The following is a 16,712-nucleotide window of genomic DNA, read 5'->3' as shown; positions in this document are numbered from 1 at the left end:
ACGACGATGGCCCGCACCGTTCCCGGTGCGGGCCATCGCTGTTCGTGCGGGTCAGACGATAGGCCGTCCGATGGATCCGATGACGCTGTCGACGGGGACCCCTGACGCATCTCGTTTGACGAGAGCATCGGGAAGCTTCCGGACGGCTCCGTCCGGGCCGACCGCATAGGCGGGGGACGGACCGACCCATGCCGCGATCAGCCGGTCCTCGCCCTTCAGGAAGGCGTGCGCGCGCACACCACCCGTCGCTCGCCCCTTGGCAGGGAAATCGGAGTACGCGGATGTCTTGGCGCGCCCCGGATCAGTGCCCGCGATCGCGCCCTCCGTGCCGGAGACCGTCACGACGACCGTCTCCTGGGCCGGGTCGACGACGGTGAAGGACAAGACCGTGGCGCCGGCAGAGAGCTTGACTCCCGCCATGCCTCCTGCCGGGGCGCCCTGCGGACGCACCATCGCGGAGGAGTAGTGCAGGAGTTGGGCGTCGGAGGTGACGAAAACGATATCGGTGACATCCGGCGCGGGAGCCGCGCCCACGAGGGAATCGCCGGTCTTGAGAGCGATGATCTCCGTCTCAGGGCGGACGGGGAGCGTCGCCGGGACGATGCGCTTGACGATGCCCTGCTGGGTGCCCAGTGCGATCGGAACCTCGGAGGCGAGATCCACGAGGGCGAGGATCTTCTCGGACCGGGTGGTGATCCCCAGATACTCGCGCAACGATGTCCCGGCTGCGAGCTGCACCGAGCTGGCGGGCACGGACGGCAGATCAACGGGGGAGAAGCGCAGGAGCCGCCCCGTGCTCGTGACGGCACCGACATCGCCGCGGACCGTGGCGCCGACCGTCGAGAGGATCGCATCATGCTTGCTGCGGCGCGCGGGTCGGTTCAGCTCCTGCCCCTCGGCCGTCTCCACGCGCACGGCCCGACCGGTCGTGGAGAGTACGAGCAGCGTCGGCGCGTCCGCGATCTGGAGGTCGACATCTCCCGGCTTCGCACGCTTGGGCGTTGCCGGCTTCGCATTCAGCAGCAGCGTGCGCCGTGGCGTGCCGTACTGCTCGGCGGCAGCATCCAACTCCTTCGCGACCTGCGCGCGCAGAAGCGCCGGCGATCCCAGCAGCTCGCGCAGCTGATCGATCTCGGCCTGCAACGCATCGCGCTCGGTCTCGAGCTCGATCCGTGAGAACTTGGTGAGCCGGCGCAGGCGCAGCTCGAGGATGTATTCCGCCTGCACGTCGGACAGCTCGAAGACCTGGCGGAGCTTGGCTCGGGCCTGCTCCGAATCCTCGGAGGAGCGGATGACCTGGATGACCTCGTCGATGTCGAGGATCGCGATGAGCAGCCCCTCGACCAGGTGCAGACGCTCTTCGCGCCGCGCCAGTCGGTAGCGGCTGCGCCGCGTGATGACCTCGAGGCGGTGGCCGACGTAGACGCTGAGCATTTCCTTCAGGCCCAACGTGCGCGGCTGCCCCTCGACGAGCGCGACGTTGTTGATGCTGAAGGAGTCCTCCAGCGGAGTGAGGCGGTACAGCTGTTCGAGGACGGCATTCGGGTCGAAACCGGTCTTGACGCCGATCTGCACGCGCAGGCCGTTCTGACGATCCGTCAGATCGTTGACGTCACTGATCCCCTGCAGCTTCTTCGCCTGCACGGCATCGCGGATCTTCTCGATCAGACGCTCGGGACCCACCATGTAGGGCAGCTCGGTGACGACGATTCCGGTGCGGCGCGGGCCGATCTGCTCGACGGACACCTTGCCGCGCACCTTGAACGCGCCGCGACCGTTCTCGTAGGCGTCGCGGATGCCGTCGAGTCCCATGATGATTCCACCGGTCGGGAAGTCCGGGCCGGGGACGAAGTCCATGAGCTCATCGAGCGTCGCATCCGGGTTCTCGAGGAGGTGGATCGCCGCCGCGATGACCTCGATGAGGTTGTGCGGTGCCATGTTCGTAGCCATGCCGACCGCGATGCCGCTGGCCCCGTTCACGAGCAGGTTGGGGAAGGCCGCCGGAAGAACTGCGGGCTGCTGGAACTGGCCGTCGTAGTTGGGGACGAAGTCGACGACGTCCTCGTCGAGGTTCTCGGTCAGCGCGAGGGCCGATGGCGCCAGGCGGGCCTCGGTGTAGCGGGAGGCAGCGGGGCCGTCATCGAGGGAGCCGAAGTTGCCGTGGCCGTCGACGAGCGGCATGCGCAGCGCGAAATCCTGAGACAGGCGCACCAGGGCGTCGTAGATGGCCGAGTCGCCGTGAGGATGCAGCTTTCCCATGACTTCGCCGACGACGCGCGCGCTCTTGACATGGCCCTTCTCGGGTCTGAGCCCCATCTCCGCCATCTGGTACAGGATGCGGCGCTGCACGGGCTTGAGCCCGTCACGCGCATCGGGCAGGGCTCGTGAGTAGATGACCGAGTACGCGTACTCGAGGAACGAACCCTGCATCTCGTTCGACAGATCGATGTCTTGGATGCGCTCTTCGACGGGCTCGCTGGCAGAGGTGCGGGGCATGTGTTTCCTGGATGCTGTGGGGCCTGTGAAAGACTGGCTCGGATGCCTCCCATTCTAGTGTCGAGACCCCCTGCGGCCCGGATTCTCAGCGGGGTGGCGGACGAGCTGCTCGCCGCCGTCGACGGTGGTGGATCCCTCGGCCCCGCGCAGTCGGTGGTCATGGTCCTCATCGATGGGCTCGGAGCGATCCCGCTGCGGGCGCACGCGGGGCATGCGCGCCATCTGACAGCCGGGATGGCGAAGAAGGACATCGCCCACTCGGTCTTCCCCACGACCACCGCGGCGGCTCTCACGAGCCTCGTCACGGGCGCTGAGCCGGGGGAGCACGGGCTCGTCGGATACGAGGTCCTCGATTCCGGACGCGACCGGATCGTCAATCAGCTCTCCGGCTGGGAGGAGGGCGGCCTCGACCCCGTGCTCTGGCAGCCTCGCCCCACGGTCTTCGAGCGCTTCGTCGCCATGCAGCGGCCGGCGTTCGCCGTCGGGCTCGCCGCCTATGCGCACAGCGGCTTCACCCGGGCAACGCTGCGCGGCGCGACCTTCGTCGCCGAACGCACGCCGGCGGATCGCGTGGCCGTCGCTTACGCGCTGGCGGCCGACAACCCCGGCTCCGTCGTCTACTGCTACCTCCCGGAGATCGATAAGGCCGGTCACCGCCATGGCATCGATTCCGCGGAGTGGATCGCCGCTCTCGAGGAGATCGACGGGGCGCTCGCGTTGCGCGTTCCCCGTGACGTCGGCGTCGTGATCACCGCCGATCACGGCATGATCGATGTTCCGCGTCATCGCCAGATCGTCCTCGAGCCCGGCGATGCGCGCTTCGACGGCGTTCGTCACATCGGGGGAGAGCCGCGGATGCTGCACGTGTACCGCGAGCCGGACGCCGAGGCCTCGGCGCTCGCGGAGCGCTGGCGCGTTCTCAGCGCGGGCCACGCCGATGTCGTCACCCGTTCCGAAGCCATCGACGGCGGACTGTTCGGGCCGCGCGTCACGCCCGCCGCAGCGGAGCGCATCGGAGATGTTCTCGTGATCGCGCGGGGAAACCGGGCGTTCTACGACGGTCGGGACGGAGAACAGCGGTCGCAAGGGATGATCGGACAGCACGGGGCGCTCACTCCCGAGGAGTACCATGTCCCGTTCCTGCGCCGCGGCGCTTTCGCCCGCTGACGCGTCGCGGCTCAGTCGTCCGTGCGGGCGCCGAAGACGATTTCGTCCCACGAGGGCATGGCGTTGCGGCGGCGCTTGCGGCCGGCGCCCTCGTTCTGCGTCTCCGGGCGAGCGGGCGCCTCCTTCTCGGGCTCGCTCTTCTCCTCGGCCGGAGCCTCGAACAACGAGATGGGGCTCACCGACGGGACATCCTCGGCGGGGGGCGCCGGATCCTCGTCGATGAGAGGCGCGTTCTCGCGCTGTCCTCGACGCCGACGCAGGGCTTCGAGGAGGTCGGCGGTCTCGGCGCTGGTCGTCGATCGATCGGGAGCTCGTTTGATCGCGGCGTACTGCACGGCGGGGTCGGAGCGCTCCGGGAGGAACGGTTCGTCGAACGCGGCTTCCGCCGTGGGCTGGGGGAGCAGGCGCGGGCCGAATGCGCCGGAGTCGAAGCGACTGACATCCTTGTAGGGCGACTCGGTTCGTTCGCTGTCTACCGCGCGCAGGCGCGGGATCAATCCGTCGGGCAGCGAACCCTGTCGTGAGAGCTGCGTGGCGTCGCCGTTGATCGGCGAAAGCGCGCTGCGCCGGGGGTCGAAGCTCCATCGGGCGTCATGGGTGACGTCGTTCGCCACGAACTCGACCTTGACGATCCAGCCGGACTCATCCTTCCAACTGGCCCAGCGCTCGTCATGAGCGCTCAGATCGGCGAGTTTGGCGCGGATGGCGACGCCGAAGGTCGGCTGGGCATCCGGCTCGACTTCACTTCCGATGAGCACCGGAACCGCCAGAGCCTGTCCGATGATGTGCTCACGCTCTGCGAGGACCGGGCCTTCGAAGCGGGTGACGTCTTCGACGCCGATGCCGAGGAGTTCAGCGGTCTCGGCGGCGGAGAGCCCGGATCGGATGTGCGCCTGAATCTCGCGAGGACTCGCCGTGACGCGGGGTGCGTCCTGATCGTTGCGACGACGAGCGCGACGGATCTCGCGCTGCAGGACGTCGTCGATGGCGAGCGCGAAGCGCTCACCGCTGCCGGTGGCGAGGATCAGCAGGTCGTCTTCGGTGCCGACTATTGTGACGTTTTCCATGCGAATGCCCCTCTGATGGGTGTTGGTCAATCGTGTCACGGACTGGTGTCAACCGGCGGGAATACTCTGGGCGTGCCGCGGGTTTGGATGATGACGCACGCGCGGCATTTGCTTATCGCTCCGACTTCGTGCAAACTATGCCCGCCGCTTACCCGACGGCACACCCGACCACTAGCACCAGGAAAGTGGAGATTCACCGAATGGCAACCGACTACGACGCCCCGCGCAAGAGCGAAGACGACTCCTCCGAGTCGATCGAAGCCCTCAAGGAGCGTGTGCCCGACAAACTGTCTGGCGCGACCGGAGACGAGGACTCGGACAACCCGACGAGCTTCGATCTTCCCGGTGCAGACCTTTCCGACCTCGAACTCGACGTCGTCGTGCTGCCCGCACAGCAGGACGAGTTCACCTGCATGAGCTGCTTCCTGGTTAAGCACCGCTCGCAGCTCGACCACGAGGGCGCAGAGGGTCTCATCTGCAAGGAGTGCGCTGCCTGATCGCAGACGCTTCACCTATGCGCGCCCCAGCCGTCTCGGCTCGGGGCGCGTTGTCGTTCTCGGATCAGCGATCGGCCGCTGCGCGGGCGTCGCGGATCGCAGCCGCGAGCCGATCGGGCGTGCGGGTCGAGATCGACCAACTGGTCACGGGGTCATCCGGGTCGGTGTTCTCCACACGCACGAGACCATCGATGCCTCCGCGGATGAGATTCCACCCCCGCGCGGGCAGGCCCGGACCGCGCGCCTGTCGCGCCGCGTCTCCGGTGAACTCGGTCACCTCGCCCAACCATCGGGCATCGATGTGGGCACGGCCGGCGTGAAGGACGGTCCCCTCCACGCGGATACGCGCCGAGGTGATGATCAGCAGTGCCACGATCAGGACAGCGGCGCCTATTCCGATCAACAGCGCAGGGAATGACCCCAGAGGGGTGAAGGTCAGCGTGATCATCGGGCCCGCGAGTGCCGCGGTGACCAGGAGCCACAGGCTCGGAGAAAGTCGCTCGCGGTATCGAGCGCGCGTGTCAGCAATGGGGTTCTGCATTAGCCTCAGGGGGTGAGTGATTCCGTCGATCTCCCCATCATTGCATCCGTTGTGCCGCACTACGCCCATCCGGGCGATGCGGGCGCGGACCTCGTCGCGGCCGAGGCCGTGCGCCTCGAGCCCGGAGAACGTGCGCTCGTGCCGACGGGCGTTCGCATCGCGCTCCCGGACGGCTATGCGGCATTCGTCGTTCCCCGCAGCGGCCTCGCTGCGAAGCACGGCATCACGATCGTCAACTCTCCGGGCACCGTCGATGCAGGCTATCGCGGTGAGATCAAGGTGAGCCTGCTGAACACAGACAGCTCCACCGCGTACGATGTGGCCGTCGGGGATCGCATCGCACAGCTGATCATCATGCCCGTGACCCGCGCGAACTTCATTCCGGTCGACGCACTTCCGGACAGCGCGCGCGGTGCGGACGGATTCGGGTCCACCGGCTACCAGAACCCGGCGACTGAGCCCGGGCAGGCAGGAAACAGGAAATGACTGAAGAGATCACCCAGCCGACATCGAAGTCCGCACCCGCGAATCGCGCCACGGACGGCCCCTTCGACGAATCCGAGGCGAATCCGGTTCGCCCGTACATCGACCTCGGCGGCATCAAGATCCTCCCGCGCGAGGGCCTCAATCTCCGCCTCGAAGTGGAAGAGCAGTCCAAGCGCATCGTGGCGGTCGGGCTGGACTACGAGGGCTCGTCGCTCCAGGTGCAGCCCTTTGCTGCTCCGCGAACGCTGGGACTGTGGCACGAGACGCGCATGCAGCTCATCGACCAGGTCCGCCAGCAGGGCGGGCGCGTCCAGGAACGCGAAGGCGCGCTCGGGCAGGAGCTGCTCGCCGAGGTCCCCGGACCGGCATCCGAAGGCTCCCAGCTCCGTCTGGCGCGTTTCATCGGCGTGGACGGCCCGCGCTGGTTCCTCCGCGGTGTGATCAACGGCGCTGCGGCGTCGGATCCTGCGGCCGCGGAGAAGGTCGAAGACCTCTTCCGCTCGATCGTCGTCGTCCGAGGCGGGACTCCGATGCCCCCGCGCGACCTCATTCCGCTGAAGATGCCCGCGACTCCGGGAACCGCGTGACCGAGGAGCGCCCTCAGAGCGAGGCTTCCGAGCCGAGCGCCTCGGAAACAATCGGCGCCGCGCTCGGCGCCGCGGCGCGTCGCGCCGGGCTCGACCCGTCCGACAGCGCCTCCACGCAGAAGGTCGTCTGGTCTGCGATGGGCGGCTGGCGCGGCATCCTCGAATCGGTTCTGCCGACGCTGGCCTTCGTCATCGTCTTCACGCTTCGGCCCGAGCCGCTACTGCTGTCGCTCGGCGTCTCCGTCGGCCTCGCGGCTGTCTTCACGATCGTTCGGCTCGTGCAGAAGTCTCCTCCCTCGGCGGCGATCGGCGGGCTGCTCGCCGCGGCCGTCGCCGCGGCGCTGGCTCTGCTCACCGGCAAGGGCGCCGATAATTTTGTACCCGGCTTCCTCACGAACACCCTGTACGGCGCGGCGCTGCTCGTCTCGGCATTCGTCGGCTGGTCGCTGATCGGCCTCGCCGTCGGATTCCTCATGGGGGAGGGGACGGCCTGGCGGCAGCACCGCCGCAAGCGTCGAGCGTTCTTCTGGTTGGCGATCTCCTGGGCCGGACTCTTCATCGCCCGACTGGCCGTCCAGGTGCCGCTGTACTTCCGTTCGGTGGATGATCCGTCGATCACGGCCATGCTCGGCACGGCGAAGCTCGTCATGGGGCTTCCGCTCTTCGCGCCGATGATCGCCGTGACCTGGCTCGTCGTCCGGGCCCTGTACCCCCGCGCGTCGGACGCGGACACCGCGGACACCGCGGATAACGCGTGATAGATTTATCTTGACGTCAAGATAAATTTTCGACTTCCGCTGGGTGCCCACTCGGAGGACACTGTTAGGTGTGCCTTGCTGGCAGCCAGCTCCCCAGGCGAGCAAGATGGATTCGCCTGTCGCTCCCACAGACTAGAAGGAGACGGATTCGTGTCCACGGTGAACAGCTTCGGTGCCAAGAGCACCCTGACAGTCGGCAGTACCGACTATGAGATCTTCCGGATTGACACGGTCCCGGGCTTCGACAAGCTCCCGTTCAGCCTGAAGGTGCTCCTCGAGAACCTTCTTCGCACCGAGGACGGCGCGAACGTCACGAAGGCGCAGATCGAGGCCCTCGGATCGTGGGATGCCACGGCCGAGCCCAACACCGAGATCCAGTTCTCGCCGGCCCGCGTGGTCATGCAGGACTTCACCGGTGTTCCCTGCATCGTCGACCTCGCCACCATGCGCGAGGCCGTCACCGCCCTCGGCGGCGACGCCAACAAGATCAACCCGCTCTCTCCGGCAGAGATGGTCATCGACCACTCGGTCATCGCCGATCTCTTCGGCTCGGACAACGCCCTCGAGCGCAACGTCGAGATCGAGTACGAGCGCAACGGCGAGCGCTACCAGTTCCTGCGCTGGGGTCAGACCGCTTTCCAGGACTTCAAGGTCGTCCCCCCGGGAACCGGAATCGTCCACCAGGTCAACATCGAGCACCTGGCGAAGGTCATCTACGACCGCACGAACTCCGGCGTGCTGCAGGCGTACCCCGACACCTGTGTCGGCACCGACTCGCACACGACGATGGTCAACGGCCTGGGCGTGCTCGGCTGGGGCGTCGGCGGCATCGAGGCAGAGGCTGCCATGCTCGGCCAGCCCGTCTCCATGCTCATCCCGCGCGTCGTCGGCTTCAAGCTGACCGGTGAGATCCCCGCGGGCGTCACGGCGACCGACGTCGTCCTCACGATCACCGACATGCTCCGCCAGCACGGCGTCGTCGGCAAGTTCGTCGAGTTCTACGGCGCGGGCGTCGCATCCGTGCCGCTGGCCAACCGCGCCACCATCGGAAACATGAGCCCGGAGTTCGGCTCGACGGCCGCGATGTTCCCGATCGATTCCGTCACCACCGACTACCTGCGCCTGACCGGTCGCGATGAGCAGGCCATCGCCCTCGTCGAGGCGTACGCCAAGCAGCAGGGCCTCTGGCACGACGCCGACAACGAGCCCGTCTTCAGCGAGTACATGGAGCTCGATCTCGGCACCGTCGTGCCCTCGATCGCCGGTCCGAAGCGCCCGCAGGACCGCATCCTCCTCTCCGAGGCGAAGACCCAGTTCGAGCAGGACATCGTCAACTACGCGACGCCGTCCGTCTCCGACTCGATGGTCGACCTCGAGTCGAAGCACTCCTTCCCGGCCTCCGACCCGGGCGCCGTGCCCGGCGAGGAAGACGAGGACACCCGTCCCGTGCACATCTCCAGCGGTGTCAACGGTTCCTCGAAGCCCGTTCCGGTGACGACCCCCGAGGGTGAGAAGTACATCCTCGACAACGGTGCGGTCACGCTCGCCGCGATCACCTCGTGCACCAACACGTCGAACCCGTCGGTCATGATCGCTGCCGGTCTTCTCGCCCGCAAGGCGCGGGAGAAGGGCCTGAAGCAGAAGCCGTGGGTCAAGACCACGCTGGGCCCGGGCTCGAAGGTCGTCACCGACTACTATGAGAAGTCCGGACTCGACAAGGACCTCGAGGGCCTCGGCTTCTACACCGTCGGCTACGGCTGCACCATCTGCATCGGCAACTCGGGCCCGCTGATCGAAGAGGTTTCGGCAGCGATCAACGAAAACGACCTCGCCGTCACCGCGGTCCTCTCGGGAAACCGCAACTTCGAGGGTCGCATCAGCCCCGACGTGAAGATGAACTACCTGGCTTCGCCGCCGCTGGTCGTCGCCTACGCTCTCGCCGGTTCCATGCACTTCGACTTCGAGACCGATGCGCTCGGTCAGGATGCCGACGGCAACGACGTCTTCCTCAAGGACATCTGGCCGGCACCTGACGAGATCCAGACGATCATCGACTCGTCGATCTCGCGTGAACAGTTCATCAAGCAGTACGCCACCGTCTTCGACGGCGACGAGCGCTGGACGAGCCTGCCCACCCCGACCGGACCGGTCTTCGAGTGGGACGCGGATTCGACCTACGTGCGCAAGGCGCCGTACTTCGACGGCATGACGATGGACCTCACCCCGGTGAAGGACATCACGGGCGCGCGCGTCATGGCGACTCTGGGCGACTCGGTCACCACCGACCACATCAGCCCGGCCGGAAACATCAAGATCGGCACGCCGGCGGCGAAGTACCTGGAGGAGCACGGTGTGCGCCAGAAGGACTTCAACTCCTTCGGCTCGCGTCGCGGCAACCACGAGGTGATGATCCGCGGCACGTTCGCGAACATCCGCCTGAAGAACCAGCTCGTGCGGGCGGTCAACGACGGCGTCGAGGTCGAGGGCGGCTTCACCCGGGACTTCACCCAGGCCGGTGGCCCGCAGTCGTATATCTTCGACGCCTGCCAGAACTACGCCGAGCAGGGCACCCCGCTCGTCGTGTTCGGCGGCAAGGAATACGGGTCCGGTTCCTCCCGCGACTGGGCGGCCAAGGGCACGAGCCTGCTGGGCGTCAAGGCGGTCATCACCGAGAGCTTCGAGCGCATCCACCGCTCCAACCTCATCGGCATGGGCGTCGTCCCGTTGCAGTTCCCCGCCGGTGAGAGCTGGGATTCGCTGGGTCTGGACGGCACCGAGATCATCTCGATCACGGGCCTGGAAGAGCTGAACAACGGCACGACGCCGAAGACGGTCCGCGTCACCGCTACGCCGAGCGAGTTCTCCGCCGAGGGCAAGCAGACGGTCGAATTCGACGCGGTCGTCCGCATCGACACCCCCGGTGAGGCCGACTACTACCGTAACGGCGGAATCCTGCAGTACGTGCTGCGTTCGCTGGTCTGAGAGCGATAACCACGCACGAGATGGGCTCGGATGCTTCGGCATCCGGGCCCTTCCGGCTTTTCACCGCCAGGCTTCCCGGGCGGACGGCGGTAGGATCGTTCTGTCGGCGTCGATCCATCGAGACGAAGACGTACAGGAGGTTTCGATGCCCATTCTTCCCGGCATCACCGGCCCGCGTGATCTCGACCGCCTGAGCTCGGACGAGCTCGTCACGCTGTCAGAGGAGATCCGCGCATCCCTCATCGAGAACGTCTCGCGCACGGGCGGCCACCTCGGCCCGAACCTCGGCGTCGTCGAGCTCACGATCGCTCTGCACCGTGTCTTCGAGTCTCCGGATGACCCCATCATCTTCGATACCGGGCATCAGTCCTATGTGCACAAGCTCCTCACCGGTCGGCAGGACTTCTCAGCGCTGCGTCTGCGCGGGGGACTTGCCGGCTATCCGCAGCGCTCGGAGAGCGCTCATGATGTCGTCGAGTCATCGCACGCCTCCAGTTCTTTGAGCTGGGCAGATGGAATCTCCCGGGCTTTCTCCGCGACGGGACGCGACGACCGTCATGTCGTGGCTGTGGTCGGCGACGGATCCCTCACCGGAGGCATGACCTGGGAGGCACTCAACAACATCACCGATGACAACGAGCGCAATCTCGTGATCGTCGTGAACGATAACGGGCGTTCTTACGCGCCGACGATCGGCGGAATGTCGCGATACCTCAACCGGGTGCGCACAGCCGGGGCCTATCGCCACTGGCATCGCCGCTCAGATCGCATCTTCCACGCTTTCGGTCCTGTCGGGCGCGCGGTATTCCGCGGCGTTCGCGGCGGCACCCGTGGGTTCCTCTCCCGGTTCGTCAACAACGAGGCGCTCTACTCGAATCTCGACATCAAGTACCTCGGTCCCATCGATGGGCATGACATCGAGGCGCTGACGGAGGCTCTTCAGCTGGCGAAGTCATATGGGGCTCCCGTCATCGTCCATGCCATCACCGAGAAGGGGAGGGGCTACCAGCCCGCCCGCGACAATGACGCCGACCAGTTCCATGCGGTGAACCAGATCGATCCGGCGACGGGGGCATCACTGGGAAGCAGCGCGCGCGGGTGGACGGATGTCTTCTCGGATGCCCTCGTGGCGGCCGGTGAGCGCGATGAGAAGATCATCGCGATGACGGCCGCCATGCTGCGTCCGACCGGTCTCGCACCCTTCGCCGAGCGATTCCCCGACCGCGTCTACGATGTCGGCATCGCGGAGCAGCATGCGGTGGCCTCGGCGGCCGGTCTGGCCTATGGAGGCCTGCATCCGGTCGTGGCCCTCTACGCCACATTCATGGGCCGGGCCTTCGACCAGGTGCTGATGGATGTCGCCCTGCACCGCGCCGGTGTGACCTTCGTGCTCGACCGCGCGGGTGTGACCGGCCCGGACGGTGCCAGCCATCACGGCATGTGGGATCTTGCGATGCTCCAGATCGTCCCGCACATCCGCATTGCAGCTCCGCGAGACGGGACGCGCCTCGTCGAGGCTCTCGACGAGGCCGTGGCGATCGATGATGCTCCCACCGTCATCCGGTTCCCGAAGGGTCCCGTCGCCGAGGAGCTTCCGGCTATCGAACGCTTCGACGACGGCGTCGATCTGCTCTCCCGCGGAGAGAACGAAGATGTGCTGATCGTGGCGATCGGCGCGTTCGCCCCGCTCGCGATCGACGTCGCCGGCAGACTTCGCGCCCAGGGGATCGGCGCTACGGTGATCGATCCTCGTTGGGTCGTTCCCGTGCAGAGCTCCGTCGTTGACCTCGCGCGCGCCCATCGTCTCGTTATCACCCTGGAGGACGGTATCCGCGTCGGAGGCATCGGGACACGGATCCGTCAGGTTCTCCGCGAATCCGGAGTCGATACGGCTGTGGACGAGTTGGGGCTCCCCGACGAGTTCATCGATCACGCGACCCGCGATGAGATCCTCGTCGATGCGGGCCTGACCGCCTCGAAAATCGCGCAGGACATCGTCGCGCAGGTGCTGGGAACACGCATCCCCGTTGCACGCAGCACGGATGGCATCGGCCGGCTGAGCCTGCCCATCTCCGACCGCGGCTGATTCGCTCAGCCTGAGACGGGTGCGGTTGCTTCAGCACGACGCCGGTGCAGAAGCCTGAGGGTCGTCCGCGCCGCCCAGGCCCAGCCAGCCGCAACCGAGACGGCGCAGGCCAGCATCACGAGCCACGTCACCGGACTCTGGAACACCGTCACGACGTCTCCGGAACCGTTGGAGAGCGCGTTCAGCGCACACACGGCGAAGCCCAGAAGCCCGCCGAGGAGCAGATAGGCGACGATATGCACCGTGACGCTTTCGGACCGTCGCAGCAGACGACTCAGCGGCCAGACGATCGGCAGGGAGAGGAGCGTCACGATGGCGGCGACGATACCCCCGAACGGGATCCCGTACAGGAGGTACAGGAGAAGCGTTGACCCGAGTGAGCCCCACGGCATTCCAGCGGTGGCGATCGCGCTGATCATCAGCGTCACCGTGAGGATGATCATGAAAGCGCACCATGCGGCTATCGCGCCGGACCAGAATTCCCGACGTGTGAAAGACAGCGGTGTGGTGTCATGGGACATCACCAAAACCTATCACCGGCACGTCGACTGCTGAAGAAGACGTGGGGCAGGCCGCTGCTCAAGCAACGGCCTGCCCCACATCAGGATCGGCGATCGATCAGCCGCCGATGCCGCGGATCGGCGGGTTGTGGAACGTCGCGCCGAACACGCGCTCACTCGCGCCCTCGCGGTCCAGGTACGGCGAGGCACCACCATCGATGAACGGCCAGCCGGCGCCGAGGATCAGGCAGAGGTCGATGTCCTCGACCTCGGGGACGACCTTCTCATCGAGCATGAGACGGATCTCCTGCGCGAGGCCGTCCTGCACGCGGGTGAGGATCGTCTCGGCCGAAGCCGGCGATGAGCCGACGTTGCCCTTGAGGACCTTCTCCGCGGCCTTCGTCCAGCCAATCACACGGCCCCCCTTGTCCTTCGTGACGACCTCGTCGAGCTCTGCCAGCGCGTGGAAGTTCTCGTTCGCGTAGAAGCGCTCGGGGAAGTGGCGCACCATCGTGTCCTGCACGTGGGCTGCGACCTTCCAACCGACGAGGTCGATGAGCTGGAAGGGGCCCATAGGCAGGCCGAGCGGTCCGAACGCCTTCTCGACCTCGGCGATCGGCGTGCCCTCGTAGACCGCACGCGCGGCCTCGCCCATGACCTTCGCCAGCAGACGGTTGACGACGAAGCCGGGGGCGTCGGCTGTGAGCACCGCGTTCTTCCCGAGTCCCTTCGCGACGACGAATGCCGTCGAGAGGGTCTGCTCGCTCGTCACCGGCGTCTTCACCACCTCGATCAGCGGCATGACCGCAACCGGGTTGAAGAAGTGGAAACCGACGAGGCGCTCGGGGTGAGCGAGGTTCGCGCCGATCTCCTCGACCGACAGCGACGAGGTGTTCGTCGCGAGGATCGCGTCATCCGCGATGATCTTCTCGATCTCGCCGAACACCTGCTGCTTGACGCCGACCTCTTCGAACACGGCCTCGATGACGAAGTCGCAGTCGGCGAACAGCGACTTGTCGGTCGTGCCCGTGACGAGTCCGCGCAGCTTGTTGGCGGCGTCGGCGTCGAGCCGGCCCTTCGCCTCGAGCTTGCCGATCTCCTCATGGATGTAAGCGACGCCCTTATCGACGCGTGCCTGATCGAGATCGGTGATGAGCACCGGAACCTGCAGTCTGCGAACGAACAGCAGCGCGAACTGGCTGGCCATGAGACCCGCACCGATGATGCCGACCTTGGTCACCTTCTTCGCAAGCGCCTTGTCGGGGGCGCCGACAGGGCGCTTGGCACGCTTCTGCACGAGGTCGAACGCATACATGGATGCCGCGAACTGATCACCCGCGACGAGCTCGGTCAGCGCCTCGTCCTCGCGCGCGAAGCCCTCTGCCTTCGTTCCGCTCTTCGCCTTGTCGAGCAGCTCGAGGGCGAGGTACGGCGCACGAGGCATCGTTCCGATCTTCGACTCGAGCATGCCGCGGGCCATCTTGATGGCGATCGGCCACTTCGTGAGTCGCTCGATCTTGCCGGGGACGTTCTTGCGCTCGACCGAGATCTTTCCCGAAAGGACCCCGTCGGCCCAGGCGAGCGAACGCTCGAGGTACGTCGATGCCGGGAAGATGGCATCGAAGATTCCCAGCTCGAACGCCTGCTGGGGCTTGAGAACGCGGTTCTGCTTGAGCGGGTTGGAGATGACGACCTCGAGGGCGTTCTCGATGCCGATCAGGTTCGGCATCAGGTAAGCCCCGCCCCAACCGGGGATGAGCCCGAGGAAGACCTCCGGGAGCGCGACCGCGGCAGCAGAGGCATCCACCGTGCGGTAATCGGAGTTCAACGCGATCTCGAGGCCACCGCCGAGCGCGAGCCCGTTCACGAAGGCGAACGAGGGCACGCCCAGATCGCCGAGCGAGCCGATGACCTTGTGCCCGAGCTGCGCGATGAGGCGCGCGTGATCCTTCGACGTCACCTTGGAGATGTCGGAGAGGTCGGCTCCGGCCGCCAGGATGTACTGCTTGCCGGTGATGCCGACCGCCTGGATCTCACCGGCCGCAGCGCGCTTCTTGAGACCGTCGAGAGTCTCTCCGAGCTCGGTGAGGGTCGCCGGGCCCAGCGTGTTCGGTCGGGTGTGGTCGCGGCCGTTGTCGAGGGTGATCAGGGCGAGAGTCTTGCCCGACGCGAGGCGCACGTCGCGCACCGTCGAGTGGGTGATGACCTCATCGTCACCCGCGAGGGCGAGGATGGGCGAGAAGTCGATGGTGGAGTAATCGGTCATTGCTTCATGCCTCACTTGCGCTTCTTGCCGTCGTAGAACGGGTTCTCCCAGATGACCGAGCCGCCCTGGCCCAGTCCGACGCACATCGCCGTCAGTCCGTAGCGGACGTCGGGGCGCTCGGCGAACTGAGCGGCCAGCTGGATCATCAGACGGACGCCGGATGCGGCGAGCGGATGGCCGAGGGCGATCGCACCGCCCCAGGCGTTGACGCGCGGGTCGTCATCGGCGATGCCGAAGTGGTCGAGCAAGGAGATGACCTGGATCGCGAAGGCCTCGTTGAGCTCGAAGAGCCCAATGTCGGAGATCGTGAGTCCGGCCTTCTTCAGCGCCTTCTCGGTCGAGGGGATCGGTCCGATGCCCATGATCTCCGGCTGCACGCCGGCGAATGCGAACGAGACCATCTTCATCTTCGGTGCCAGGCCGAACTCCTTGACGGCGCCGCCACCGGCCAGCAACGACATCGTCGCACCATCGGTGAGCGGCGAGGAGGTCCCGGCCGTGACCCGGCCATGCGGACGGAACGGCGTCTTCAGGCCCGCGAGGTCTTCCATGGTCGTCTGCGGGCGACGCCCCTCGTCCTCAGTGGCGAGGCCCCATGCGCCGTCGGCGCCCTTGACGGCGACGGAGACGAGGTCGGGCTGGATCTTGCCGGCGTCGTACGCGGCCTGCACCTTGTGCTGGCTGAGCATGCCGTAGCGGTCGGAGCGCTCCTTCGTGAGGTGCGGGAAACGATCGAAGATGCGCTCTGCGGTCACGCCCATGTTCAGCGCGCCCGGGTCGACCATCTTCTCGGCGACGAAGCGCGGGTTCGGATCGGCGTTGCCGCCGATGGGGTGGTGGCCCATGTGCTCGACACCGCCGGCGAGGGCGAAATCGTACATGCCGATGCCGATGGACGCGGCCATCGTCGTGACGCTCGTCATGGCGCCTGCGCACATGCGCTCGACGGCGAGTCCGGGAACCGTGTTCGGAAGACCCGCGAGGATCGCGACCGAACGGCCGAGCGTCAGCCCCTGGTCTCCGGTCTGACTGGTCGCGGCGATCGCGACGTCGTCAATACGATCGGCGGGGACGGCGCTGTTGCGCTCCATCAGCCCGATCGTCGCTTTCACCGCGAGATCGTCTGCGCGTGTGTTCCAGTACATGCCCTTTTCGCCGGCGCGCCCGAACGGGGTGCGCATTCCATCGACGAAGTAGACGTCCGAGATCTCGGCCACTCTGCCTCCAAGGTTAGGGATGGCTTCAGCCTAGGAGGAGCCCCGGACCCAGCGGAATCGCT

Annotated in this window: 13 protein-coding genes; 7 read left to right on the top strand and 6 right to left on the bottom strand. The window is 66.6% G+C overall.

What is annotated here, in order from left to right:
- Positions 1-51: 51 nt before the first annotated feature.
- Positions 52-2,496 (bottom strand): DNA topoisomerase IV subunit A, encoded by a 2,445-nt coding sequence (locus tag Q0Z66_RS00630; protein ID WP_298036424.1) that lies wholly within the window; start codon positions 2,494-2,496, stop codon positions 52-54.
- Between the two features lie 42 nt (positions 2,497-2,538).
- Here Q0Z66_RS00630 and Q0Z66_RS00625 point away from each other — a divergent pair, with 42 nt between their 5' ends.
- Entirely contained in the window at positions 2,539-3,663 is a 1,125-nt protein-coding gene (locus Q0Z66_RS00625) for an alkaline phosphatase family protein (protein ID WP_298036422.1), read from the top strand.
- An 11-nt stretch (positions 3,664-3,674) separates the two neighbouring features.
- Here Q0Z66_RS00625 and sepH read toward each other — a convergent pair whose 3' ends face one another.
- The gene (gene sepH / locus Q0Z66_RS00620) at positions 3,675-4,730 is read right to left on the bottom strand and encodes a septation protein SepH (protein ID WP_298036419.1); all 1,056 of its coding nucleotides are present in this window, start codon (positions 4,728-4,730) and stop codon (positions 3,675-3,677) included.
- A gap of 200 nt (positions 4,731-4,930) precedes the next feature.
- On the opposite strand from sepH, the gene Q0Z66_RS00615 reads away from it, so the two are divergent.
- Entirely contained in the window at positions 4,931-5,227 is a 297-nt protein-coding gene (locus Q0Z66_RS00615; RefSeq protein WP_298036416.1) for a DUF4193 domain-containing protein, read from the top strand.
- Positions 5,228-5,291: 64 nt separating this feature from the next.
- Here Q0Z66_RS00615 and Q0Z66_RS00610 read toward each other — a convergent pair whose 3' ends face one another.
- Positions 5,292-5,768, bottom strand: coding sequence for a DUF3093 domain-containing protein (locus tag Q0Z66_RS00610; RefSeq protein WP_298036415.1), 477 nt, complete (start codon positions 5,766-5,768; stop codon positions 5,292-5,294).
- 12 nt (positions 5,769-5,780) lie between these two features.
- Here Q0Z66_RS00610 and dut point away from each other — a divergent pair, with 12 nt between their 5' ends.
- From dut to dxs, 5 genes are all read left to right on the top strand, one after another.
- The gene (gene dut, locus Q0Z66_RS00605; RefSeq protein ID WP_298036413.1) at positions 5,781-6,254 is read left to right on the top strand and encodes a dUTP diphosphatase; all 474 of its coding nucleotides are present in this window, start codon (positions 5,781-5,783) and stop codon (positions 6,252-6,254) included.
- Positions 6,251-6,841 carry a DUF3710 domain-containing protein gene (locus Q0Z66_RS00600; protein WP_298036411.1) on the top strand — a complete coding sequence of 197 codons (591 nt, stop codon included), beginning with the start codon at positions 6,251-6,253 and terminating at the stop codon, positions 6,839-6,841. Before dut ends, Q0Z66_RS00600 begins: the two co-directional genes overlap by 4 nt.
- The gene (locus Q0Z66_RS00595) at positions 6,838-7,599 is read left to right on the top strand and encodes a DUF3159 domain-containing protein (RefSeq protein ID WP_298036409.1); all 762 of its coding nucleotides are present in this window, start codon (positions 6,838-6,840) and stop codon (positions 7,597-7,599) included. Before Q0Z66_RS00600 ends, Q0Z66_RS00595 begins: the two co-directional genes overlap by 4 nt.
- Positions 7,600-7,749: 150 nt before the next feature.
- Positions 7,750-10,581, top strand: a complete 2,832-nt coding sequence (locus Q0Z66_RS00590; RefSeq protein WP_298036407.1) for an aconitate hydratase — start codon at positions 7,750-7,752, stop codon at positions 10,579-10,581.
- Positions 10,582-10,726: 145 nt separating this feature from the next.
- Complete coding sequence (dxs, locus tag Q0Z66_RS00585; RefSeq protein WP_298036404.1) at positions 10,727-12,667, top strand: 1-deoxy-D-xylulose-5-phosphate synthase; 1,941 nt, start codon at positions 10,727-10,729, stop codon at positions 12,665-12,667.
- 5 nt (positions 12,668-12,672) lie between these two features.
- On the opposite strand, the gene Q0Z66_RS00580 is transcribed toward dxs, so the two are convergent.
- From Q0Z66_RS00580 to Q0Z66_RS00570, 3 genes are all read right to left on the bottom strand, one after another.
- A complete protein-coding gene (locus Q0Z66_RS00580; protein ID WP_298036401.1) occupies positions 12,673-13,188 on the bottom strand; it encodes a hypothetical protein in 516 nt (171 codons plus the stop codon).
- Between the two features lie 97 nt (positions 13,189-13,285).
- Positions 13,286-15,433 carry a 3-hydroxyacyl-CoA dehydrogenase NAD-binding domain-containing protein gene (locus tag Q0Z66_RS00575; protein WP_298036398.1) on the bottom strand — a complete coding sequence of 716 codons (2,148 nt, stop codon included), beginning with the start codon at positions 15,431-15,433 and terminating at the stop codon, positions 13,286-13,288.
- An 11-nt stretch (positions 15,434-15,444) separates the two neighbouring features.
- Positions 15,445-16,650, bottom strand: a complete 1,206-nt coding sequence (locus Q0Z66_RS00570) for a thiolase family protein (RefSeq protein WP_298036396.1) — start codon at positions 16,648-16,650, stop codon at positions 15,445-15,447.
- Positions 16,651-16,712: the final 62 nt, after the last annotated feature.

This window comes from uncultured Microbacterium sp. (assembly GCF_947632095.1).
In the GTDB taxonomy this organism is placed as follows: domain Bacteria; phylum Actinomycetota; class Actinomycetes; order Actinomycetales; family Microbacteriaceae; genus Microbacterium.
The sequence above is the reverse complement of the archived record's forward strand: the minus strand, read 5'-3'. Positions and strand labels throughout refer to the sequence as shown.

Excerpts from the sequence above, each read along its gene's own strand:
- Q0Z66_RS00630 (WP_298036424.1), bottom strand. The coding sequence starts at position 2,496 with ATGCCCCGCACCTCTGCCAGCGAGCCCGTCGAAGAGCGCATCCAAGAC.
- Q0Z66_RS00625 (WP_298036422.1), top strand. The coding sequence starts at position 2,539 with ATGCCTCCCATTCTAGTGTCGAGACCCCCTGCGGCCCGGATTCTCAGC.
- sepH (WP_298036419.1), bottom strand. The coding sequence starts at position 4,730 with ATGGAAAACGTCACAATAGTCGGCACCGAAGACGACCTGCTGATCCTC.
- Q0Z66_RS00615 (WP_298036416.1), top strand. The coding sequence starts at position 4,931 with ATGGCAACCGACTACGACGCCCCGCGCAAGAGCGAAGACGACTCCTCC.
- Q0Z66_RS00610 (WP_298036415.1), bottom strand. The coding sequence starts at position 5,768 with ATGCAGAACCCCATTGCTGACACGCGCGCTCGATACCGCGAGCGACTT.
- Q0Z66_RS00600 (WP_298036411.1), top strand. The coding sequence starts at position 6,251 with ATGACTGAAGAGATCACCCAGCCGACATCGAAGTCCGCACCCGCGAAT.
- dxs (WP_298036404.1), top strand. The coding sequence starts at position 10,727 with ATGCCCATTCTTCCCGGCATCACCGGCCCGCGTGATCTCGACCGCCTG.
- Q0Z66_RS00580 (WP_298036401.1), bottom strand. The coding sequence starts at position 13,188 with ATGTCCCATGACACCACACCGCTGTCTTTCACACGTCGGGAATTCTGG.
- Q0Z66_RS00575 (WP_298036398.1), bottom strand. The coding sequence starts at position 15,433 with ATGACCGATTACTCCACCATCGACTTCTCGCCCATCCTCGCCCTCGCG.